Annotated in this window: 25 protein-coding genes and 1 tRNA gene; 6 read left to right on the top strand and 20 right to left on the bottom strand. The window is 63.2% G+C overall.

The window, feature by feature from the left end; all coding sequences use genetic code 11:
- Positions 1–9: 9 nt before the first annotated feature.
- Together QRO95_RS14225 and QRO95_RS14220 are read left to right on the top strand one after the other, a co-directional pair.
- Positions 10–738, top strand: coding sequence for an ABC transporter ATP-binding protein (locus tag QRO95_RS14225; RefSeq protein ID WP_285302837.1), 729 nt, complete (start codon positions 10–12; stop codon positions 736–738).
- Entirely contained in the window at positions 735–1,649 is a 915-nt protein-coding gene (locus tag QRO95_RS14220) for an HlyD family secretion protein (RefSeq protein WP_285302836.1), read from the top strand. The genes QRO95_RS14225 and QRO95_RS14220 overlap by 4 nt, the downstream gene beginning before the upstream one ends.
- Before the next feature lie 10 nt (positions 1,650–1,659).
- On the opposite strand, the gene QRO95_RS14215 is transcribed toward QRO95_RS14220, so the two are convergent.
- The 3 genes from QRO95_RS14215 to QRO95_RS14205 form a co-directional block, all read right to left on the bottom strand.
- A complete protein-coding gene (locus QRO95_RS14215; RefSeq protein WP_285302835.1) occupies positions 1,660–2,100 on the bottom strand; it encodes a hypothetical protein in 441 nt (146 codons plus the stop codon).
- Positions 2,101–2,207: 107 nt separating this feature from the next.
- Positions 2,208–2,651: a hypothetical protein gene (locus QRO95_RS14210; RefSeq protein ID WP_071228368.1), complete on the bottom strand. Its 444-nt coding sequence runs from the start codon at positions 2,649–2,651 to the stop codon at positions 2,208–2,210.
- Positions 2,644–3,045 carry a hypothetical protein gene (locus QRO95_RS14205; protein ID WP_285302834.1) on the bottom strand — a complete coding sequence of 134 codons (402 nt, stop codon included), beginning with the start codon at positions 3,043–3,045 and terminating at the stop codon, positions 2,644–2,646. Before QRO95_RS14205 ends, QRO95_RS14210 begins: the two co-directional genes overlap by 8 nt.
- A 130-nt stretch (positions 3,046–3,175) precedes the next feature.
- On the opposite strand from QRO95_RS14205, the gene QRO95_RS14200 reads away from it, so the two are divergent.
- Positions 3,176–3,251 (top strand) — tRNA-Gly (locus tag QRO95_RS14200).
- A 228-nt stretch (positions 3,252–3,479) separates the two neighbouring features.
- The gene (locus QRO95_RS14195) at positions 3,480–5,411 is read left to right on the top strand and encodes an integrase arm-type DNA-binding domain-containing protein (protein ID WP_004350679.1); all 1,932 of its coding nucleotides are present in this window, start codon (positions 3,480–3,482) and stop codon (positions 5,409–5,411) included.
- A gap of 199 nt (positions 5,412–5,610) precedes the next feature.
- Here the strand turns inward: QRO95_RS14195 and QRO95_RS14190 are convergent, their stop codons facing one another.
- Positions 5,611–6,267, bottom strand: coding sequence for a substrate-binding domain-containing protein (locus QRO95_RS14190; protein WP_003149848.1), 657 nt, complete (start codon positions 6,265–6,267; stop codon positions 5,611–5,613).
- Positions 6,268–6,386: 119 nt separating this feature from the next.
- Here QRO95_RS14190 and QRO95_RS14185 point away from each other — a divergent pair, with 119 nt between their 5' ends.
- A complete protein-coding gene (locus QRO95_RS14185; protein ID WP_003149846.1) occupies positions 6,387–6,680 on the top strand; it encodes a helix-turn-helix domain-containing protein in 294 nt (97 codons plus the stop codon).
- Positions 6,681–6,701: 21 nt separating this feature from the next.
- Here the strand turns inward: QRO95_RS14185 and QRO95_RS14180 are convergent, their stop codons facing one another.
- From QRO95_RS14180 to ccmA, 16 genes are all read right to left on the bottom strand, one after another.
- Positions 6,702–7,592 (bottom strand): LysR family transcriptional regulator, encoded by an 891-nt coding sequence (locus tag QRO95_RS14180; RefSeq protein WP_004350675.1) that lies wholly within the window; start codon positions 7,590–7,592, stop codon positions 6,702–6,704.
- 37 nt (positions 7,593–7,629) lie between these two features.
- Complete coding sequence (locus tag QRO95_RS14175) at positions 7,630–7,953, bottom strand: hypothetical protein (RefSeq protein WP_003149844.1); 324 nt, start codon at positions 7,951–7,953, stop codon at positions 7,630–7,632.
- Positions 7,954–7,984: 31 nt separating this feature from the next.
- The gene (locus tag QRO95_RS14170) at positions 7,985–9,361 is read right to left on the bottom strand and encodes a dihydrolipoyl dehydrogenase (RefSeq protein WP_004350672.1); all 1,377 of its coding nucleotides are present in this window, start codon (positions 9,359–9,361) and stop codon (positions 7,985–7,987) included.
- Between the two features lie 42 nt (positions 9,362–9,403).
- The gene (locus QRO95_RS14165) at positions 9,404–10,210 is read right to left on the bottom strand and encodes a sulfite exporter TauE/SafE family protein (RefSeq protein ID WP_004350669.1); all 807 of its coding nucleotides are present in this window, start codon (positions 10,208–10,210) and stop codon (positions 9,404–9,406) included.
- Between the two features lie 90 nt (positions 10,211–10,300).
- Complete coding sequence (gene dsbG, locus QRO95_RS14160; protein WP_003149839.1) at positions 10,301–11,074, bottom strand: thiol:disulfide interchange protein DsbG; 774 nt, start codon at positions 11,072–11,074, stop codon at positions 10,301–10,303.
- Between the two features lie 2 nt (positions 11,075–11,076).
- Complete coding sequence (locus QRO95_RS14155) at positions 11,077–11,913, bottom strand: TlpA disulfide reductase family protein (protein WP_004350666.1); 837 nt, start codon at positions 11,911–11,913, stop codon at positions 11,077–11,079.
- On the bottom strand, positions 11,913–13,766 hold the full coding sequence (dsbD, locus tag QRO95_RS14150; protein ID WP_004350664.1) for a protein-disulfide reductase DsbD: 1,854 nt from the start codon (positions 13,764–13,766) through the stop codon (positions 11,913–11,915). The genes QRO95_RS14155 and dsbD overlap by 1 nt, the downstream gene beginning before the upstream one ends.
- An 82-nt stretch (positions 13,767–13,848) precedes the next feature.
- Positions 13,849–14,730: a c-type cytochrome biogenesis protein CcmI gene (gene ccmI / locus QRO95_RS14145; RefSeq protein WP_003149835.1), complete on the bottom strand. Its 882-nt coding sequence runs from the start codon at positions 14,728–14,730 to the stop codon at positions 13,849–13,851.
- Positions 14,727–15,182: a cytochrome c-type biogenesis protein gene (locus tag QRO95_RS14140; RefSeq protein ID WP_003149833.1), complete on the bottom strand. Its 456-nt coding sequence runs from the start codon at positions 15,180–15,182 to the stop codon at positions 14,727–14,729. Before QRO95_RS14140 ends, ccmI begins: the two co-directional genes overlap by 4 nt.
- Complete coding sequence (locus QRO95_RS14135; RefSeq protein ID WP_003149830.1) at positions 15,179–15,703, bottom strand: DsbE family thiol:disulfide interchange protein; 525 nt, start codon at positions 15,701–15,703, stop codon at positions 15,179–15,181. The genes QRO95_RS14140 and QRO95_RS14135 overlap by 4 nt, the downstream gene beginning before the upstream one ends.
- Positions 15,700–17,661: a heme lyase CcmF/NrfE family subunit gene (locus QRO95_RS14130; RefSeq protein ID WP_285302833.1), complete on the bottom strand. Its 1,962-nt coding sequence runs from the start codon at positions 17,659–17,661 to the stop codon at positions 15,700–15,702. The genes QRO95_RS14135 and QRO95_RS14130 overlap by 4 nt, the downstream gene beginning before the upstream one ends.
- Before the next feature lie 3 nt (positions 17,662–17,664).
- Positions 17,665–18,111, bottom strand: a complete 447-nt coding sequence (gene ccmE / locus QRO95_RS14125; RefSeq protein ID WP_003149827.1) for a cytochrome c maturation protein CcmE — start codon at positions 18,109–18,111, stop codon at positions 17,665–17,667.
- The gene (gene ccmD, locus QRO95_RS14120; RefSeq protein ID WP_231138511.1) at positions 18,095–18,253 is read right to left on the bottom strand and encodes a heme exporter protein CcmD; all 159 of its coding nucleotides are present in this window, start codon (positions 18,251–18,253) and stop codon (positions 18,095–18,097) included. The genes ccmE and ccmD overlap by 17 nt, the downstream gene beginning before the upstream one ends.
- Before the next feature lie 29 nt (positions 18,254–18,282).
- Complete coding sequence (gene ccmC, locus QRO95_RS14115) at positions 18,283–19,020, bottom strand: heme ABC transporter permease CcmC (RefSeq protein WP_003149822.1); 738 nt, start codon at positions 19,018–19,020, stop codon at positions 18,283–18,285.
- A 12-nt stretch (positions 19,021–19,032) separates the two neighbouring features.
- The gene (gene ccmB / locus QRO95_RS14110; protein ID WP_003149819.1) at positions 19,033–19,719 is read right to left on the bottom strand and encodes a heme exporter protein CcmB; all 687 of its coding nucleotides are present in this window, start codon (positions 19,717–19,719) and stop codon (positions 19,033–19,035) included.
- Positions 19,716–20,339 carry a cytochrome c biogenesis heme-transporting ATPase CcmA gene (gene ccmA / locus QRO95_RS14105; RefSeq protein WP_003149817.1) on the bottom strand — a complete coding sequence of 208 codons (624 nt, stop codon included), beginning with the start codon at positions 20,337–20,339 and terminating at the stop codon, positions 19,716–19,718. Before ccmA ends, ccmB begins: the two co-directional genes overlap by 4 nt.
- A gap of 168 nt (positions 20,340–20,507) precedes the next feature.
- On the opposite strand from ccmA, the gene QRO95_RS14100 reads away from it, so the two are divergent.
- Positions 20,508–21,176 (top strand): response regulator, encoded by a 669-nt coding sequence (locus tag QRO95_RS14100; RefSeq protein WP_003149815.1) that lies wholly within the window; start codon positions 20,508–20,510, stop codon positions 21,174–21,176.
- The last annotated feature ends 38 nt before the right edge of the window (positions 21,177–21,214 follow it).

Below are 21,214 nucleotides of genomic sequence, written 5' to 3'. Positions count from 1 at the left end.
GACCGACCGATGACTTCCATACGCGCCGTCGCCCCGACCCTGCAGGCCGACGCACTGGAAAAGGGTTTCATGTCCGGCGATGTGCAGGTTCAGGTGCTGCGCGGCCTGTCGCTGGACATCTACCCCGGTGAACTGACCCTGGTATCGGGCCCATCCGGTTGCGGCAAGAGCACGCTGCTGTCGTTGCTGTCTGGGTTGTCTGCGCCCGATGGCGGCCGCGTGCGCGCGCTCGGGCAGGACGTGGGCCACATGACGCGCAGTGAAGTGGAGCGCTTCCGCCTGCACCATGTCGGCTTCGTGTTCCAGGGCTTCAATCTGTTCCCCGCACTGACCGCACTGGAACAGGTGCAGCTGCCGCTGGGCTATCGCGGCATGAGCAATCGCGAAAGCGAACCGCTGGCCCGCAAGGCATTGGACGAGGTGGGCCTCAGCCACCGCAGCCACATGCGACCGGCGCAGCTGTCCGGTGGTGAGAAGCAGCGCGTGGCCGTTGCGCGCGCCTTCGCCAAGTCGCCGACGCTGATCTTCGCCGACGAACCCACCAGCGCGCTGGACGCCGAGAACGGCCAGCGCGTGATCGACATCCTGCATCGCTACGCACGTGCGCATGGCGCCACCGTGCTGTGCGTGAGCCACGATCCACGCCTGATCCGGCATGCGGATCGGGTGATCGCCATGGAAGACGGCATGGTCCGTGATGACCGCCGCCAGAACGAAACTGTAGAGTCCGCCCCATGACCAAGACGTTGCACCTGCTTCCCTTCAGCCTGGTACTGTCCGCGGCGCTGCTGCTCGGCGCCTGTTCCAAGGACGCGCCTGCCCAAGCACCTGCAGGTAAAGCCGGCACTGCCACCGCCGGCAAGGTCGCGGTGGCGCGCGGCATCATCGACGTCGAGGGTGGCCTGATCGCGCTGGCGCCGCCAGTGGATGGCTCGATCACCGCCGCGCCGGTGAAGGAGGGTGCCACGGTGAAGAGGGGACAGTTGCTGCTGTCGCTGGATGGCGCCCTGCTGCAGCAGGAAGTGGCGATGGCCACCGCCGATCTGGCCCTGACCAACGACCGCCTGAAGGGCAGCCAGGCGCAGTTGCGCGAACTGGAGCGCAACGCCACCCGTCTGTCCACCGGCGCCAGCGAAGGCGTGTCGTCCAACCAGCAGGCCGATGCGGCCAAGCAGCAGCTGGCCGGCGTACGTGCCGATGTCGATGTGGCCGGTGCGCAGGTCGACATGGCCCAGCACAAGCTGGAGCACGCCAGACTGAAACTGCAGCAGATGTCGCTGAGCGCGCCGGAAGCCGGCACCGTGGTCGGCCAGGTGCCGGGCCTCGGCGCCTTCGTGCAGGCTGGCAAGCCGGCGATCTCGCTGCTGCCGGCACGCCCGCTGCAGGTGCGTGCAGAACTGAGCGCCGCCTATGCCGATGCCGTGCAGGTGGGCATGAAGGCCACCGTCGTGCCGGACAGCGATGGCGCCGAGAACACCGGCTCACTGCCACCCGCGCGCGTGGTGCGCATCAGTCCGGTGTTCGCGCAGGCGCGCCTGCCTGAAGATGCCGGGCGGGGCGTGGCCAAGGTGGTGGAGTGCGTGCTGGAGTTCGACGGCGCGGCCAAGGCGCGCTTCGGCCAGCATGTGCGGGTGGAGTTCCGGAATTAGGGCGCGGGCCTCAGTTCTCGAGCCAACGTCGCAGGCTAGGCCAAAGCGAGGCCGGCACAACCACGAGCAGTGCAAGCAGCAGGAGGGCGCTCATGCCGAGCAGCCAGAGCATATGCACGGCACGCACGGGTGATTGATGCATGGAAATCGCGCCCCAATAGGCCGTCCAGGCAAGCCACGGAAGGATGCCGAGCAGCATCCGCAGCCACAGGCGGCGGAACCGCCATGGCTGCACAGCCACGCACAGCACTGTCATTTCCACGAGGATGATCAGCGCGAACGTGATCACCGAGCCGATGGGGTAGGGCAGCGTCCCGGACTCGGTGTAAGGCCGCTGCCAATGATCCGGCTGGAATCCGGCATGGATGAGCGCAGCAACCAGCAGCAGCCAGATGAGTGATACGAACAGCCAGAAGGCAGAGACGGCACGGAATGCGATGGGCAGGGGCACTATGCAGGCGTTCGTCGCTGGCGGATCCTCAACCTTCCTGCATCGGCCTGCCGCAATCCATGCAAGAGATCCGAAAATGAAGCGGTGAAGCCCTCGGGTCCAGCGCCTTAAGGAACCGCAGTCGGGGTCTTCTTCCTGCCGGAAATGCGTCCCAGGACGCTGGCCAGCGACACCACGCACAGCGTCAGCAGCAGTCCCACGTCCAGCAGCAGCAACCACAGCAGGTGCATGCCGTGCACCGGTGGCTGGTGCATGGCCGACAGCATCCACGGTACTGACCACGCCAGCAGCAGAACGAAGGCAATCAACAGGCGCAGCCACAGTCGCTTCAGTTTCCATGGCCGCACGATCAAGGCGGCCACGACCAGTTCAACCGTGCCCAGCAACGCGAACACGATGACAGTGCTGGTCGGGTAGGGCAGCTCGGCGCCTTCCAGGCGGTGCAGCAACCAGTAGTCCGGGGTGAAGCCGGCATTGACCAGTGCGGCGATCAGCGCCAGCCAGGTCAGCGCGACCAGCAACCAGAACAGGCGGATGTAACGTCTAGGCATCGGCGGTGTCCACGGTAGCGGGCAGGCGGCTGCGTGATGCATAGCACACCGATGTGGCGATCGCGGCCAGCGCCAGCAGGCCAGGCCCGACAGTGAAGTACAGCAGGCGCAGCGGGTGGTTGTGCATCAGCGTCCAGGTCGCGAACGTCAGCGGAACCGCCAGCACCAACAGTTTGGCGAACAGCGGCCGCAGCACCGCGATCATTGGCTGGGCGCCAAGGAACATCCAGAACAGGTAGAACTGCGCGATGCCCAGGCTGATGTCGCGATGGGAGGTGAAGCCGAAATGGTCGCGATACCAGTTCATTCCCAGCGGAATCAGTGCCCAGTACAGCAGGGCCACCAGCAGATGCAGCAGCAGGGCGATCAACAGGGGCTTGCCGCGAAGGAACATGGGCGCACGGGGCTGGGCGGGGCAGCGTACCCCAGTGCGGACGCCCATGACCGCATCGTGTGAAGACTGTTGACGGCGTGAAGGAATTTGGACACAATAGCGCTCCTTCGACGCAGGTCGAACGGAATCTGCGGGAATAGCTCAGTTGGTAGAGCGCAACCTTGCCAAGGTTGAGGTCGCGAGTTCGAGTCTCGTTTCCCGCTCCAAGTTTTGATCTACAGACTTCCACTGACGTCTGTAAGTCATTGAAATTAGGGGCTTCGGCCCCTTTTTTCATTCCAGCCAAAGCCACGGAAATCCACCGACAGCCAGCGTTTTTGAGGCCAAAATTGAGGCCAGAGAATGCGGGTGGTGCCGGTTCCGGGTTGTTGCTGGGGTTGGATCGGGATGACCAGCAGCATTGAGCCTAAGTCTCACGACTTAGGAGTTTGATGATGGCACTCTCTGATCTGACCGTGCGGCAAGCCAAGGCCGCCAAGAAAACCTACAGCATCCCCGATACCGATGGCCTCGGCCTGGTGGTCGCCCCCACCGGCGGCAAATCGTGGCACCTGCGCTACTACTGGCTCGGCAAGCAAAAACGCATATCCCTGGGCAACTATCCCGAGATCGGCCTGCGCGAAGCCCGCACCTTGCGCGACGAAGCCAGGGCGCTCCTGGCCCAAGGCATCAACCCCCACACCGACCGCAAGCAGAAACGGCATGCGGTCAAGCTGGCCTCGGACTACACATTCAAGGCAGTCTTCGATGCTTGGGTCGAGCACCGCGCCAAGGAACTCAAGGAAGGCCGGAACAGCACACTGTCGCAGATCAAGCGGATCTTCGAGAAAGACGTGCTGCCCAGCCTCAAGCAGATGTCGATCTATGACATTCGCAGGCCGCAACTCCTGGGCGTCCTGGCGCGGATCGAGAAGCGCGAGGCCTTCACCACTGCCGAAAAGGTCCGGACCTGGCTGGGGCAGCTATTCCGCTATGCGCTCGTCATCGTCGAGGGCATGGAGGCCAATCCGGCCACGGACCTGGACGTAGTGGCCGAGCCCAAGCCCGCGGTGACCCATAACCCCTACCTGCACCTGCCCGAGCTTCCCGAGTTCCTCCAGAAGCTCAGGCTCTACAACCCGCGCGGCTGGCAAACCCAGCTCGGTATCCGCCTGCTGTTCTTGACCGGCGTGCGCACCGGCGAACTGCGGCTGGCGACCCCGGATCAGTTCGACCTCGACCGTGGGCTTTGGATCATCCCCCCGCAGATCGTCAAGCAGCTTCAGGACGAGATGCGCAAAGCGGGGAAGCGGCCGCAGGACGTACCGCCCTACATCGTGCCGCTGTCCCTTCAGGCCATCGAGATCGTGCGCTACCTCCTGGGGGTGATGCGGCCCGCCCAGCGCCACCTGCTGACGCACCGCAGCGAACTCAAGAAGCGCATCAGCGAGAACACGCTCAACGCCGCCTTGAAGCGGATGGGCTACGAGGACAAACTGACCGGCCACGGTATTCGTGGAACCATCTCGACGGCACTCAACGAGATCGGCTATCCCAAGATTTGGGTGGACGCGCAGCTTTCGCATTCCGACCCAAACAAGGTGAGTTCGGCCTACAACCACGCCAAGTACGTGGAACCGCGCCGCCGGATGATGCAGGACTGGGCCGACCGCCTCGACTTGCTCGAACAGGGCCAAGTCGAAGCGGCCAGCGCGCACCTCACTATCCACATCGAGGGCGTACCGGCCATGGCGGAGGAGGACAAGCCCGACGCCATCGTTGCAGCTTCCTCTGCGCCTCCCGTTCCGCCGGTGGTGGCCACCCCCATCGTCGTGACGCCGAACGAAGGGGGCATCACCTTCCAACGGTTGTCGCAGGTGCCGCCATCCCCGACTCATGCGCCAGAACCCGAGGTGTCGGCCATCCAGCGCGAGCGCGAGGAAATGCTGGCCATCTACGAATCGCCGAGCAGTCTGCCGGTGCCCCTGTTCGGCAAGTTGGCTGGAAAGTCCAAGGACCAGATCAACCGCGAGTTGAAGGCGGGCAAGCTGCTCTCCATCAGCCTGGGCAACCGGGGGCAGCGAGTTCCCGATTGGCAACTGGTGCCGCTCAAACACAAGCTGGCCCAGGTGCTCATGCGCCAGTACCCCCAGGCGGATTCATGGGAGCTTTACCGCATGCTGACCCAGCCACATCCCGACCTGGGTGACCGCGCGGCCATCGACATCGTGACGCCAAGCAATCTGGGCATGGTGGTACAGATCATCGCAGGCAGCGAGCCACATGCGAATGCTCCCGAGGTCGTACCGCCGCGGCCTATCTCCGAAGAGGTGCGCCAGAGTGTTCGCCGGCTGATGGAGAGCGCTGTCGCCTTGGACGGCGCATAGGGTTACAGCCCTCGCGGGGGCCTTACGGCCCCCGCGCTACATCTGCACCGCCTGCATGAGTTCGCTCAGCACGCTGTGCGGGAGCGAAGGACACGGCGCCGGTATGCGCCGTCGAGAAATCGAGCAGACGATCATGCATGTCCAGCAGATCGCCGGACGCCTGGCGTCTGCACATCAGGGAACGCTCAGCGCGGGCGCGCTATCGGGTATTCGATTGGACTGCACTATCCTTGGCTACCTGCATCGCTCTGCGCTCGAACCGCTCAGAAACCGCGTTAGTTCGTCCTTTGAGGCGCTGCAGATGAGTCACGACCTCGTAGGGCCCCTCGGCCAGCGGCCGGGCGGTGATCCCCCATGCATCAGCGCGCTCGATGCGCGATTGCGCGGTGATCCCGACACCATAGCCAGCGCCGACCCATAGCGCCAACATGTCGAACGAGGTCACATGCTGGACGCTCTGCCGGCTTAAAGACGGGAGGGATGACAGCCGCTGATCCAGTAGTGAGCAGCTTTCTGCCGGCCAGCGAAACACGGGGTAGTCCAAAAGTTCGGCGATCGTAAGCTTTGTCTGGGCGAGCAAGGGGGACCACAATGGCATGGCAACAGCGATGTTCTCGATCCACAAGGGTTGGCTTTTCAGAGACGGAGCGCTTACGGCCCGAAGCGACATTCCTGCGTCGTAACGACCTTCATCAATGCCCGTCACCAGGTCGTCACTTGATGTCTCAAAGAACGCGATAGTGATTTCCGGCTCTTCCGCGCGTTGCAGGGCGAGAAGCGAGGAGAAGCATGAGGATGGCACCCCAGGTGCTATCGCAAGCCTGAGATGGGGAAACTGGCTGGTGGCATCATGCATGCGAGCCCCCAAAAAGTGTTCTGGCCGAGTAGGTGAACTTGCATCGTGGTCAAGAGTGAAGTTTAACGCCGTTATCTTTAACGTGGTTAATTTTGGCAGATTGTTTGACGCTTCTGCTAATGCAGAAATCAACCATTCAGCCAGGCCGTCCTTCTGGCACAACAACGTATGAATCCGCAGCGGCGACAGCTTTCGGACAGGCCGTGCGCGCTGCGCGCGTCGCACAAGGAGTCGCGCAAGACGAGTTCGCATCTCGGGCAGGCATTTCGCGCTCGCACATGGGCAAGATCGAGCGTGGAGAGCACGTGCCCACGCTGCCCCTCATACTGAAAATTTCAGTAGCACTTGGGATAAGCGCGGCTGAATTGATGGCGGCCACCGAGCGCAATCTTCGTGCCGAAACCGATCTTTGAGGGTGTCTGCCAGCGGGGCCTTCAGCCGCTCGCAGAGTCACGTAGGCGAACGATGAACCGCTCCAGCGAAGCCGACAAATCACTGCTGTCGGCCCGCAGCAAGTAAGTCGTGATGACGGCTGAATCGATGGCCAGGGGACGGATCACCACGTCCGGGCGTTGGCAAACCGGAATCTTGCTCGCCGCGAGAAAGCCGATACCGTAACCAGCACCGACCAAGGTGAGCATCATGTCCAGCGAGGACACCTCCTCGACGACGTTCAACTTGTGCTCAAGCACCTGCAGCAGTCGTGTCAGTTCCCGGCAGTAGCCCTCGCACGCATGGGGATCGCACAAGACCAGTGGATGGATCCCGACTTCTTGGAGCGGGACCTTTTTGTGGGCGAGCAGTGCGTGCCGTGCCGGCACGGCAATGACCAATGGATCTCGCCAGATGGGCTCAGCCCGTATGTCGTCGCCGACGTCGGCCGTATGCGCGAATCCGATCATGAAATCCCCGGACCGCAGGCCGCGCAACTGCTCGGCCAGCGGAACCTCGGACAGCCGTATCTCGATCTCCGGCTCCTCCGCGCGGCACCGGGCCAGAAATGCCGACAGGCGAGCATCGATTGCCCCGTCGGAAATCGCGATGCGCAGACTGCCTCGCAAACCTGCTGCCACGGCCTGGGCGTTTTCGCGTGCCTGTTCGAGCACGGTGAACAATCTGCGGATATCTTGAAGAAAGACAACACCCGCCGACGTCAGCACGGTTCCACGGCGGTTCCGGTCGAACAGCACGACCCCTAGCTCGTCCTCCAGTTCTTTGATGGCACGGGACAAGGGGGGCTGTTCGATGTGCAGGCGCTCGGCGGCGCGCGTGAAATGCAACTCTTCAGCCAGGGCCATGAAATAGCGCAGATGTCGTAATTCCATGGTCTCAGCCCCCCCATGCCGAACCGGCAGTCGCGTGCTACGCCCGTATGTAGATCCATCCCGCTTGCTGCATGCGCGCCATCTCGATAACAGCAGGCCCGTCCAGTACTTCGAGCGGCTCTCTGTTGTCCCTGCCGATCCGCGAAAGTGTGTTCGGGCATACCCAGGTGAGCGCGTCGAGGTCGGAAGGTGCCGTGTCCAGGGCGGCGGCGACGGCTTGCGCGTTCGCAACGATGCGCACATCGGCATCGGGCGCCGCGCGCTTGAGATTGGTTGCATTGCTTCGCGCACGCTCAAAGGCTTCTGCCGTCGGTGCGTGGAGGATCACTTTCAATGTGGGGCGCTGGGTGTCTTGGGTCATGGTCGGTCGGTGGTGCAGTCAGAAGGGTTGTTCACGGGCGCATCTGCTGGGATGCGGATTTCAAGGCGCTTTGCAGCATCTCCTCGATGGAGGGGTGGTAGTACGGCATGGCCAGCAGATCGTTGACGGTCTGCTTCGCCTGGATCGCCCAAGCGATCAGGTGCGCCAGGTGCTCGCCTTGCGTCAGGAGCATGCTGGCACCGAGCAAGGCGCCTGAGCCGGGGTCGGCATAGATGTGCAGCAGGTTTTCCGGAGCACCAAGAATCTTGGAGCGCCCGTTGCCGCTGCCTTCCGCGGTGCCGACGACCGCGCCTTCCTGCACCGCCGCCTCGTAGGTCATGCCGACTGCGCACGCATCCGGGTCGGTGAACAGGATCGTGATCGGCACGCGCCGGGATGCGCCCGGCCAACTTTCGCCGCGCAAGCTCGCCAGTGCGGCTTGCGCTGCCATCTGACCCTCGTCCGCGGCCTCGTGCATCAGAGGGCGATCCGGCTGCACATCGCCTGCGAAGAAAATCGGCACCTGGGACGGCCCGCAGGCCTGCATGGTCGCGGGGTCGATGCTCGGTCGGCCAGCCTGATCCAAGGAGATGCCGGCCGCGGCGAGATCGAGCGCCTCGGTATTGGGTTGTCGTCCCGTCACGACGAGAAGCCGATCCACGAGCGCGTCGCGCTCGCCGGCGCGCATGCGCACCTGGTCGCCTTCAAGGCTGACTTCGACGGCGGCGCCCAACCACATCGGCAACTCGGTCTCGAACCTGGCGATCGCCCGCTCCAGGACATCGGGGTCCTGGATGCCGCCGATGGCGTCTTTCTGGTCTGCCGCGACCACCTGCACATCCAAGCGAGACAGGGCCAGGCCGAGTTCCAGCCCGATGGCGCCCAGTCCCAGGATTCCCATCCGTGCGGGCAGGACGCCCAGGTCGAACAGGGTATCGGTGGTCAGGATGCGGGAGGCAACGCCGTCGAGCGCTTTGGGGACCACCGGGCGAGAGCCCGTCGCCACGATGAAGGCGCTGGCCTCGATCCGTTGTTCACCTGCCTGCAAGATGCCCGGCGCGACGAAGCGCGCTTCGGCCATGATCAGGCTCTCGCCAGCCGCCTTGCGCGTGCGCTCCGCGGCGGCGCCGGCCAGCGCATCCCTGGTCTGGCGGGCGTGGGACCATAAGGCCTGCGGCCCTTGGGTCGATGGCGTGGCGCTCGCTGCCAGTGCCTTGGCGACCTTCCAGTGCATGCCGGCATGCAGGGCCGCCTTCGAGGGCATGCATCCGACGCGCGCGCAGGTCGTCCCCAATGGCCCCCGATCGATCAGAACCACCTGTTTGCCTGTCGCTTTCAGCGCATGGAATGCGGTGCTGCCAGCGGTTCCCGCGCCAATGATGGCGACATCTACTTTCCTTGTCTGCATTGAATTTTCCCGTCCACAATCAATTAATCGAACATCGGACCTCTAGCCAACATTGCGCATGAGCATGAGGGCCGCCACGGCCACGCAGGTGATCGAAAACACCCGCTGGAGCATCTTTGAGGGAATCCTGCGTGCCAGAACACGGCCGAGCGACATGCCCACGAGCGCCGTGAGAACGAATGTCCAGGCGGGCGCGGTGAGCGTCATGCCATGACTCCACGCGATGAACACGGTTACAGCGGACAGCAGCGCGATCACCATGAGCGAGGTCGCGACGATGCTGTGCATGCGCAGCTCGCTGAAATGCGCCAGAGCCGGGACGATGATGAATCCGCCGCCCACCCCCAACATGCCCGTGGCCAAACCGGAGACGATGCCGATGCTCCCCAGCGTGGTCGCTGTTCGCACGTTCCAGACGAAGCGGCCGGTGTCCTTGGAGATCTTGCAGACCCGGGCTGGCTCGTCAGCCAGATCGTCCTGCGTCTGGCTGCCGCGAGATGACATGAACATCCGGTAGGCCACCACGAGCATGATGGCGACGAAGATCAGGTTCAGCCATCGAGGCGAAAGCCAGTGGGCAAACTGCACGCCCAGCGGAGCCGTCACGGCGCCGGCAGCCGCCAACATCATCGCTGCCTTGTACCGAACTACCCCCTGGCGCAAGCCCTGCAAAGCGCCCAGGGTCGCCGCTGCTCCCACGGCGAGCAGCGCCACGGGCGCGGCCTGACGGATGTCCATGCCCAGGCCGAACACCAGCGCCGGCACCGCGAAGATGCCGCCGCCGGCGCCAGTCAATCCCAGCACGGCTCCGATGATGAGGCCCAGCACTCCACCCGTCAGCGAGAGCATAGTGAATGATCCTTTGTGCAATTTCCGTTGAGCAGCCTGAGATGCGGGCTGAGAGAAGCGGCCATCAGGTTCGGCGCCTGGGCGGCTGGTTCAGCGCGGCCCCAGCACTTCACCCAATTGCGCCCCTCGCGGCATGCCGTTGTACTTCTTGAGGATCCCATTGGGGCCGCGTACAACGATGCCGGGCGTCCCCCGGAAGCCGGTGCTCGCCATGAGTGCCAGGTTGTCATCGAGGATCTTGCGCACATCGGCAGGCACGCTCTTGGCTGGCGTAATCCCGCCCTGGCCAAACTGCCGCTCGTTCGTCAACAACGCCGCACTCCGGTCAGGCGCGCCAAGAATGGCCGCGGCTTTGGCCGGGCTGTCATCCTTGATGATGCCTACCAGAATGTGCCGCAACTGGACCTTGCCGGAATCCACCCAGGGGCGTGCAGCTTCCCAGAAGGCGTTGCAATAGGGGCAGTTGGCATCGCTGAAGGTGTAGATGACGCGCGGCGCATCTGCCTTGCCGTCCAGCACCCAGGTGGACGACTGCAGCTGCGACCATTCCTTGTCGCTGACCGGCTTGGCGGCCAGCTTTTCCAGGTCCGCTTCGTCCATTGGCTCGCCCTTGGCGTTCAGGCGAGTTCCCACGATGGCATTGCCATCGCTCGTGATGTACACGGCAATGGGCCGGTCACCCGCGACGGCAGCGAAGGCGCGCAGACCGCCGCCGACCTTGAATTCCTGCGTGACGGTCAGGCCCTGACCTTCCAGCGCCTTGAGGACGGCCGGCTTGTCAGCCGTCTCTGCCTTGCTGCAGCCGGTGACCACCATGAAGCTGGCGGCCAGCAGGAACGAAATGTGCGAGCGTTGTGCAAACATGGTTACTCCTTGTCTGTCTTGATCTGTTGGGCTGGCGCGAATCGGCGCGACACCGTGTGTTTGAGGCTGGCCATCGTGAGTTCGCCCAGATGGGTATCCACCAGGCGTCCTTGCTCATCGAAGAACAAGGTGGTGGGCAGGCCTCGCGATGCGACGGCCTGCATGGTCTGGGAAGCGGGGTCGAGCAGCACATCCTTGAGATGCAGGCGTTCGCTCTCAAGAAAGGCGCGGGCTTGCTGGGCGCTCTCTCCCTGGTTGACCATGACAAAAGCGATATCGGGATACTGCGCTTGTGCCTGCTCGAACACCGGCATCTCGCGACGGCATGGTGGACACCACGACGCCCAGAGGTTGAGCACGACGGGCCGCCCAGCATAGGAATTCAGGACGACTGGCTGTTCATCGAGCGTTGCGAGCGTCAACGCTGGCAACGGCGGTGCCGAGCGCTGCAGCAGAGCCAGTACGCCCCCGGTAGCAAACCAGGCTGCGAGTCCGACCGCAACTCCCGCCAATACAGGCCGGCGCAATGCCCGAACCGCACGGGTGCGCCACCAGATGAGCGCCAGCGCTGCCAGGACACCGACCCACCACGAAAAGCCTTGGTCGCCAATGGAAATCATGGACATCGGCGACTGCGCGTACTCTTCCCACCATTGCGCGATGTAGCCGAGGCGAGCCGCCACAAACCCCACAAAAGCGGCGTCCAGCAACATTCCGCCGGCCGCCTTGTACGGAGAGTCGGGCAACCGCTTGGCAACCATGCGCGCCACCGCCCAGGCCAGCAGGACGGCCAGGAAGACGGCAACGACTTGGACGGAGAACGGACCTACGCTGATCATCAGGAACCTGCCTTGTCCAAGCGCACCAGGAAGGCGCGGGCATCGATCTCACCGACGACGCGCAGGTCCCGGCGTTCCGTACCGTCCGGGCCAACCAGAATGAGCGTGGGCGGCCCCATGACACCCCAATGCTTGAGCAAGGCCTGATCGGTCGCATCATTGCGCGTCACATCTGGTCGCACGACCTGCATCCGGGCCAGGCGGGACGCGACGGCGGGGTCGCCGAATACGTTGCGTTCGATCACATGGCAACTGACGCACCAGTCGGCGTAGAAGTCGATCAGGGTCCATTGGCCGCGCGAAGCGGCCTGTGCCAAATGCGCATCCACGTCCTCGACCGATTTCGCCTGCAGGTAAGCGACGCCGCCCGCCGCCGGTGCTGGCGAAGTCGAACCACCGCGCAGGTGGGCCAGCGGCTGCAATGCCGATTCGCCGCCAGAGGCCGCGCCGACCAGCATCAGGATGGACCACAAGCCGGCGAAGACGGCGCCGGACCGCAGCGACCATGCCAGCCGATGCTTCGCTGCCACGGCCTGGCCCCACGCGATCAGGCCAATCGCCACCGACAAGACCCATGCGCCCCACAGAACCAGGCTGACCGTGCCGGGCAGGAAGCGCGTCAGCATCATCACGGCCATGCCCACCATGACGTAGCCGAATGCCACGCGCACGCGGTCCATCCACGCGCCAGGCCGTGGCAGGACCCGGGCACCGAACACGGCGATGGCCAGCAGGGGCAGTCCCATGCCCAAACCCAGCGCGAACAAGGCCATGCCACCGTAGACCGCGCTGCCGGTCTGCCCGATGTACAGCAATGCGCCTGCCAATGGAGCGGTCATGCAAGGCCCGACCAGAAGCGCCGAGAGGAAGCCCAGCGCCGCCGCGCCGGAGATGCTCCCGCCCGAGCGATCTCTACCGGCGGATTCGACCCGATTGATCAGCGCCGAGGGCATCTGCAGCTCGAACAGGCCGAACAGTGAACTCGCCAGGACCAGGAACAAGGCTGCAAACGCTCCGAGCAGCCAAGGCGATTGCAGTGTGGCTTGCAGGTTGGCCCCGGCCAAGCCAGCGGCCACGCCCACCGCGGCGTAGGTGCCCGCCATCGCCAGGACATAGGACAGAGAGAGGAAGAAAGCCCGCCGCGGCTTGGCCTGGCTGCCGACGACCATGGTGGAGACGATGGGGATCATCGGGAGCGAGCATGGTGTGAAAGCGAGCAGCAAGCCGAAGCCAAAAAACAGCAGTGTTCCCCACACGGGGCCCAATGCTGCTAGGCGCTGCGCTGCCGCTTGATCCTCTGCCACCTCGGTAGCTCCGCCCAAGCTGACTGTGTTGGTGGAGGTCAAAGCCGAACTCCGCTGTACGGAGTCATTGCCGGTCGGGGATGTGCCGGCCACCACTGCCGGCAATGCCACATTCATGGTCTGCGGCGGATAGCAGATACCTGCCTCCGCGCACCCTTGCCAATGCAGTGTCAGCGGGCCGGGGGCGGTGGCGGGAAAGCGCAGATTGAGGGCATCGCCCGTATAGATTTCCGTATCGCCAAAGAATTCGTCGTGTTTGGCTGTTCCTGCCGGAAGCGTCAGGCTGACTTCATGGCCCTGCGCATCGACCAACTTGATGGCATGGCGATAAACGTAGTAGCCATCGGCAACGTGTCCAGCGGCCGAGAACGAATCGCCCTGCTGCTGCACAGCGTCCAGCTTGAGAACTTCGGCAACGTCCAGAAATTGCCGCTCGCTGCGGCCCCAGGAGGGAAAAAGGCCGTCCGCCCACGCACTGCCGACCGCACAACCACACAGGAGAAAGATCGCTACGATGCGCCGATAAAAAGCCAAATCCGAGTCCTCCAAGCAAAGCTGCCTGGATCATGCGATGACCCGATTAAGCGAAACTAAAGGTCCCCCCAATGGCCCGTGGGGGACGGGGATGCCATCAAGGCTTTGCGCTTGGCTCTGGTGATCGACCATGGGCGAGTTCCGCCTGCTCCGTCCGGGCCCGTTCAATCCCGGCCGCGACGACTTTCGCCGCCTCGGAATCGGGGGGCATCATCCCGAGCAGCTTCTCCCAGTGCGCGATGGCCGTTTGATAGTCCCGGCGCTGCACCGCAGCAGCGCCGGCCAGAGTCAGAGGCAGGGCTGCATTGGGATCGAGCGACAAGGCGCGCTCAAGCAGACGAGTGGGCTCTCCCTCAAAACCGGAGCCACGGATTCTGGACAGCGACTCCGCGTACTCCGCCAACGCCTGTGGATCGTTCTGGACCAGCTCATTGGCGTGGGTGAAGGCATTGACGGCTTGCTCATGATCGCCGAAGTAACGGTAGGAACGCGCCAGCATGAGCCAGCCTCCAGGATCATCGGGGTGCTGGGCCAGCCGTGCCTGAAGAGAGGCCACCATTGCTTGCACATCGGTTTGCGTCGTCATGCTCGCGCTGCGAACCTGTGACGGGTCCGTGGCGGCCGGATTTCCCAGGTACGAATAGGTGAGCGCTGTCGCGATCGGCAGCAGAATGGCGACAGTGATCGCTGCCCGCTTGCTTCCAGCAGGCGGCCCCAATTTCAACGGAGGAGCAGCAGTTTCATTCAGCGCTCGCCGCTGAAGATCAGATCTTGCATCGGCCAATTCATTGGCCGACAACGTGCCATTGATGTGGTCTCTCTCCAACTCCGCCCATTGATCGCGCAGTACCGCGACGTTCACGCTTTCAGGGGCAACTTGGTCGCTCGCACCATGTCCCCCTCGCCAGAGAACGAAAGAAAGCCATATCGAGACGCCTCCCACGAGCACCGACGCCAGAGTCAGGAAAACGATGCTCATGTTTCGTCCAGTACATTGTGTGGCGGAGCCAGCAGCGCGTCCGCGTGTCTGCGCTCCTCTTCATTGAGTGCAGCATGCTTCGGCTTGCGGTTTCGGCTGCGCAGATTCATGACCAAGACCACAATGCCCAAGGCAAGCACCACGAACGGGCCAAACCAAAGCAACATCGTTGTCGGCTTCAAGGGCGGGCGATAGAGCACGAAATCGCCGTATCGCTCGACCATATAAGTCCGGATGTCGTCATCGCTCTTGCCGGCACGGATCTGCTCGCGGATCTGTTGGCGCAAGTCAGCGGCAAGATCGGCCTGCGAAGCTGCAATCGATTCATTCTGGCAAACCAGGCAACGTAACTCGGATGCAATGCCCAGCATTCGGTCCTCGGCCGCTTGGTCGCTGGCCCAGACCGGAGCCGTGAACAGAAAGAAAAACAATGCCACCCGCCAGAGAATCATTTCTCAAGCTCCCGCACCAGCGGCAGCAGCTCGCCGCGCATTTCCCCCGCGTCAATCGCCCCGGTGTGCTTGTAGCGAATGATGCCTGCCTTATCGATCACATAGGTTTCCGGCACGCCGTACACCCCGAAGTCGATGCCGACCGCCCCATGCGCATCGGAGACCGTCGTTTCAAAGGCATTGCCATTGCGCCGTAGCCAGGCGATGGCGTTCTGGGGCGTGTCCTTGTAGTTCATGCCGACCACCGAAACAGCATGCCTGCTGGCCAATTCGGTGATGACAGGATGCTCCTCAAGACAGGGCGCGCACCAGGAAGCCCACACGTTCAGTACCCAAACTTTCCCGATCATGCTCTCGGATGAGAAGGTCAGGTCCGGAGCTTGCAGTTGCGGAAGGCTGAAGCGCGGCGCGGGCTTGTTGATCAAGGGCGATGGCACCTCGCTGGGCTTGAGCGTCAGGCCCACTGCGAGGAACGACACCAAGACAAGGAATCCGAGCAGCGGCCATAGGAAACGGTTCATGATGCGGCCTCGGGCAATGGCGGAGCGACGTGTTGACGGCGAGGCTTCAGACGGTATCGACGATCGCTGATGGCCAAGCCACCGCCAAGCGCCATCAGGATGCAGCCGATCCAGATCCAGTCAACGAATGGCTTGTGGTAGACACGAACGCTCCAAACACCGTCGCCGAGCGGTTCGCCGAGCGCCGCGTAGACGTGGCGCAGTCCGTTTGCATCGATCGCCACCTCGGTCATCGGCATCTGCGAGGCCGGGTAATTGCGCTTTTCCGGATGCAGCCGACGCAAGACCTTGCCGTCGCGCGACAGTTCGATATCGCCTATCTGCGCCACGTAGTTGGGCCCCCGCGTGCTTCTGACGCCGATCAAAGTGAGGTCGTAGCCGCCGATGCTGACGGACTCGCCCTGGGCCAATCGAACGTCTCGCTCGGTCTCATACCCACTGACGATGGTCACGCCAGTCACGAATACCGCGATGCCCAGATGCGCCATATGCATCCCAAGCCAACTGCGTGGCTGGGCACGCAACCCGCCGCGGGTGGCGCGCATTCGGCCGAAGATGCCCGTCACCACCGACACCGCAATCCACGTGGCGAGCATCAAGCCCAACGCCGCAGAAGCTGACCAGTGCCCCAGCACGAACGGGGCGGTCAGGCCCACCAGGGGTGCAGCAATCATCGGCACGCGCAACTGCCTGAAGATGGCACCGAACTGGGCGGCCTTCCAATTGGCGGCGGGTCCTACCGCAATCAGAAGCAACGCGGGGATCATCAATGGCACGAACACCGCATTGAAGTATGGCGGCCCCACGGAGAGCTTGCCCAGGCCCAGCGCATCGACGAGCAGTGGGTACAGCGTACCGAGCGCGACAGCGCCGGCAGTGACGACCAACAGCACATTGTTGACCAGCAGCAAGGACTCCCTGGAGACCATGTCGAACCGTCCTCCCATGCCGACCTTAGGGGCTCGCCATGCGAACAAAGCGAGCGACGTGCCCACAATGACCGTCAGCAGAATCAGAATGAATAACCCGCGTCGCGGATCGGTGGCAAATGCATGCACAGAAGTCAGTACGCCCGAGCGCACCAGAAAGGCACCCAAAAGCGAGCAAGAAAATGCGCCGATCGAGAGCAGCACCGTCCAGTTCTTGAAACTGGCCCGCTTTTCCGTCACCGCCAAAGAGTGGATCAAGGCGGTGCCCACCAGCCAGGGGATGAACGACGAGTTCTCGACCGGGTCCCAAAACCACCAGCCCCCCCAGCCCAACTCGTAGAAGGCCCACCAACTCCCCAAGGCGATTCCGACCGTCAGATTTGCCCAGGCTGCGGTGGCCCAGGGACGAGACCAGCGTGCCCACGTCGAGTCCAGTTGTCCGGCAAGCAATGCAGCAATCGCGAATGCGAAGGCCACCGAAAATCCGACGTACCCCATGTAAAGCAGCGGTGGATGAAAGATCAAGCCGATATCCTGCAGGAGCGGATTCAGATCCCATCCATCTTGCGGTACCGGGAAAAGTCGCTCGAAGGGATTGGAGGTCAACAGGACGAACAGCAGGAAGCCGGCCGTCACCAGGCCGAGCACGCCCAGAACGCGCGCCACCATGGCATCCGGAAGCTGTTTCGACAACCGGCTGACCGCATAGGCCCAGCCGGTCTGCATCAGCAGCCAGAGCAGGAGCGAACCCTCATGTCCGCCCCAGACCGCGGCCATTCTGTAGCCCAGCGGGAGCTGAGAATTGGAGTTTTGAGCGACGTAGGCGACCGAGTAGTCCTTCGCGACAAAGGCCCAGGTGAGCGCGGCAAAACCGACCATCACCAACAGGAATTGAGCGCGTGCAGCGGGGCGGGCGAACGCGATCCAGGTGAGGTTGGCTCGCGCCGCGCCGGCCAGGGCAAGAACACCTTGAGCGAGTGCCACGAACAAGGCAGCGATGAGGGCGAGGTGGCCGATTTCTGGAATCATGGGTCAAGGCTTCCTTGAAGCCGGCTTCTTCTGGACTTCGTCCAGCGCATGCTGGGCCTCGGGCGGCATGTAGTTCTCGTCGTGCTTGGCCAGCACCTCCTCGGCGCGAAAGAGGCCGGCACTGTCCAGCCGTCCTTGAACAACCACCCCTTTTCCTTCACTGAACAGGTCAGGCAAGATGCCCGAATACGTGACCGGGATTGCTTTGACCGTATCGGTGATGACGAACTGCACGGCAAGCTCACCACGCTGGCGCTTCAGACTACCTCGTTCCACCATGCCGCCGACTCGAAAGGTGCGCTCCAGTGGTGCCTCCCCGGCACTGACCTGCGAGGGCGTGAAGAAGAACACAAGGTTGCTCTGAAAGGCATTGAGCACCAGCGCGGTGGCGATGCCGAGGGCGGATAGCCCGGCGACGATGAGTGCGATGCGTCTATTTCGTGGCTTCACGCCGCGCCTCCTTGCCCAGCAATTCCGACTGGATGCGCCATAGCGCTGCTCGGCGCCGGCGCCGGAGCATTCGGCATTCAGTCCAGAGCAACACCACCGTCGTCAGGACGGATCCCCAAACGTACACGCCATATCCGCCCATCGCCAGGAACTCACCCACACTGGCCCAGTTCATCGCTTCACCTCCTCGATGTCCTGCAGCCAGCCGGCGTGATGTTCGCGTTCCAGGATGATGCAGCGCACACGCGCCAGCGCCGCCGCAGCCGTGTAAGCCCAGGCCGCAAGAACCATGATCAGCATGCCCAACAACATGACCGTCGCCATGGAGGGCGAACGAGTCAGCGATACCGAGGCGCCCTGGTGCAAGGTGTTCCACCACTGCACGGAGAAATAGATCACAGGGATGTTCACCACGCCGACCAGTGCCAGCACGGCGCCTGCCCGGTCGGCACGGCGACGATCTTCGATCGCCGACTGGAGTGCGATGAAACCGATGTACAGAAACAGCAGGACTAGTTCAGAGGTCAGCCGCGCATCCCAGACCCACCAGGTTCCCCACATCGGCTTTCCCCACAAGGCGCCGGTCCACAGAGAAAGGAAGGTGAACAGTGCACCCGTGGGGGCCAGCGCCGAGGCCATCATTGCCGACAGGCGGCTGTTGAACACCAGGCCAATGCCGGCCCAGAACGCCATCGCCAGATAGATGACCATGGACATCCATGAAACCGGCACGTGCAGGAAGATGATGCGATACCCCTCTCCCTGCTGGGCGTCGGTGGGTGCCAAGAAGAACCCCACATAGACGCCCGCGAGCGACAGCGCCGCGGCGGTCACGCCGAGCCAAGGGACGAGCTTCCCCGCGAGTGGGTAGAACGCCTTGGGAGATGAAAACTTGAACCAGTTGACCATACGCTTCGCTCCTCAGTACTCCAGTGCGATGCGCAGCGATGCACTCGCTGCGAATGGCGTGAAGAACGCCGCCAAGACGAACACGGCGGCGAGCAAAGAGAGGTTGGCCGACGCTCCCTGACCGATGATCGACGCATCGACCGCGCCGGCACCGAAGATCAGCACCGGGATGTAGAGCGGCAGCACCAGCACAGCAACGAGGACACCCCCTGCGCGTACGCCCAGCGTCAGCCCCGCGCCGACGGCGCCGATGAGGCTGAGCACCGGCGTACCGATAACGAGCGATGCGGTCAAAATCCAGAGGGACAAGGCAGGCAGGTCGAACTGCAATGCCAGCGCGGGCGCAAGCAAGGCCAAGGGCAAACCGGACAACAGCCAATGCGCCGCGATCTTGCCGACGACCAACATGGCCAACGGCGCTGGCGACAGCATCATCTGCTCCAGCGTGCCATCGGCGTGATCCTGCTCGAACAGGCGATTGAGCGAAAGCATGCTGGCCAGCAACGCCGATACCCACAGGACGCCCGGAGCGATCCGTCGGAGCATTTCGCGCTCGGGGCCGATACCCAATGGAAACAGACTGACGACCACGACAAAGAAGCAAAGAGGTATCAGCGCGTCTGACCTTCGGAGCAAGGCGAGCTTCAAGTCCCGGCGCATCACGACAAATACCGGATTGGCAACGAGGGGCCGGCTCATGCCCCCATCCGGACGGTCTGAGAAGTTTTCAAGGCCAGCTCCTGGTGACTCGTCAGAACGACCATGCCGCCGCGTGACTGGTGCCGATGGATCAGTTCACCAAGCCATCGCGCACCGAATTGGTCCAGCGCTGTGGAGGGCTCATCGAGAATCCACAACTTCCTCCTGTAGAGGAGCAATCGAGCCAGGCTTGCACGACGCTTTTGGCCTTGTGACAACATCCGGAACGGCAAGTGCCTGTGCTCGGCCAAGCCAACTTCGTCCAACGCTGATTCCACGCATTCCGTGGTGACCGGCTCACCAGCGATGGCGGCCGCGGCAAGCAGGTTGTCCAAGGCATTCAGGTCTTCTTTGAGTCCAATGCCATGGCCGTTGTAAACCAGTTCGCGTTGGTATTCACTCCACTGGTTGCGCAGCGGCTTTCCTTTCCACAAGACTCTGCCAGCAGCAGGCGTAGCGAACCCTGCAAGCGTTCGCAATAGCGTGGTCTTCCCGCTGCCGTTCTCGCCGTGCACCGACAGGCACTCGCCCGGCACGATCCGGAAAGTCAAATGGTCAAACAGGCGGCGCTCCCCGCGAACGCCCGCGAGATCGAGAGCTTCAAGCATGGGCCGGGTCATAGTTCATGCACATGGGCATCCCTGGAAGGTGCGCCCTCAAGGGGCAATCTTCAAAATCATGTCTTCTCCCGATTAACTGAGAATTAGCGGGAACTTGCGTCCTACCTTGCTGTCATTTCTGGCCTAACATGAGCGTGTCAAACAAGCAAATTCAGGTTGGTAGGCGCCATGCGAATACTGTTGGTGGAAGACGACAAACTGATCGGACGGGGGATCGTGGCCGGTCTGCACAAGCACGGCATCGCGGTGCATCACGTCGGCACCGCAGAAGAAGCCGAAGCCACGCATGCGGAAGACACCTTCCATGCCCTGGTGCTCGATCTCGGGCTGCCTGACCGGGACGGCATGGAGTTGCTGGCCAGCATGCGGGCCGTCGAACCTCAATTGCCCGTCCTGATCCTCACGGCGCGGGACGCCATCGAACACAGGCTCAAAGGGCTGCATGAAGGTGCCGACGACTACATGATCAAACCGTTCGACCTGCGTGAACTCGCAGCCCGGTTGCATGCGCTGGTCAGACGCACGCAAGGCCGTGCGGCCCAGGTCATCTCGGCCGGTCCCCTGCGGCTGGAGCCGGAGAGCGGGCTGGCCTGGTTCCAGGGCGAGCCCGTCTCCTTGTCGCGCCGCGAGGTCGATCTGCTGGCCCATCTCGCCAACGCCGATGGCCGGTGGGTCCCGCCCGACATGCTCAACGAGCGCTTGTACGGCCTCGGGGAAGAGATCGGCAGCAACGCGCTGAATGTGCATATCCACAACATCCGCCGCAAGCTCGGCGCCGAAGCCATCGAGACGGTCCGTGGGCTCGGCTATCGGCTGGGCTGGAGGCTTGCATCATGAGCCTGCGGCTGCGCGCCGTTCTGATCGCCGGCATTTCG

Origin of the sequence: Stenotrophomonas maltophilia group sp. Smal13 (genome assembly GCF_030236855.1) — a bacterium.
GTDB classification, from domain to species: Bacteria; Pseudomonadota; Gammaproteobacteria; order Xanthomonadales; family Xanthomonadaceae; genus Stenotrophomonas; species Stenotrophomonas maltophilia_A.
Note: the sequence above shows the minus strand (reverse complement) of the source record. Positions and strands in the feature narration are given on the sequence as shown.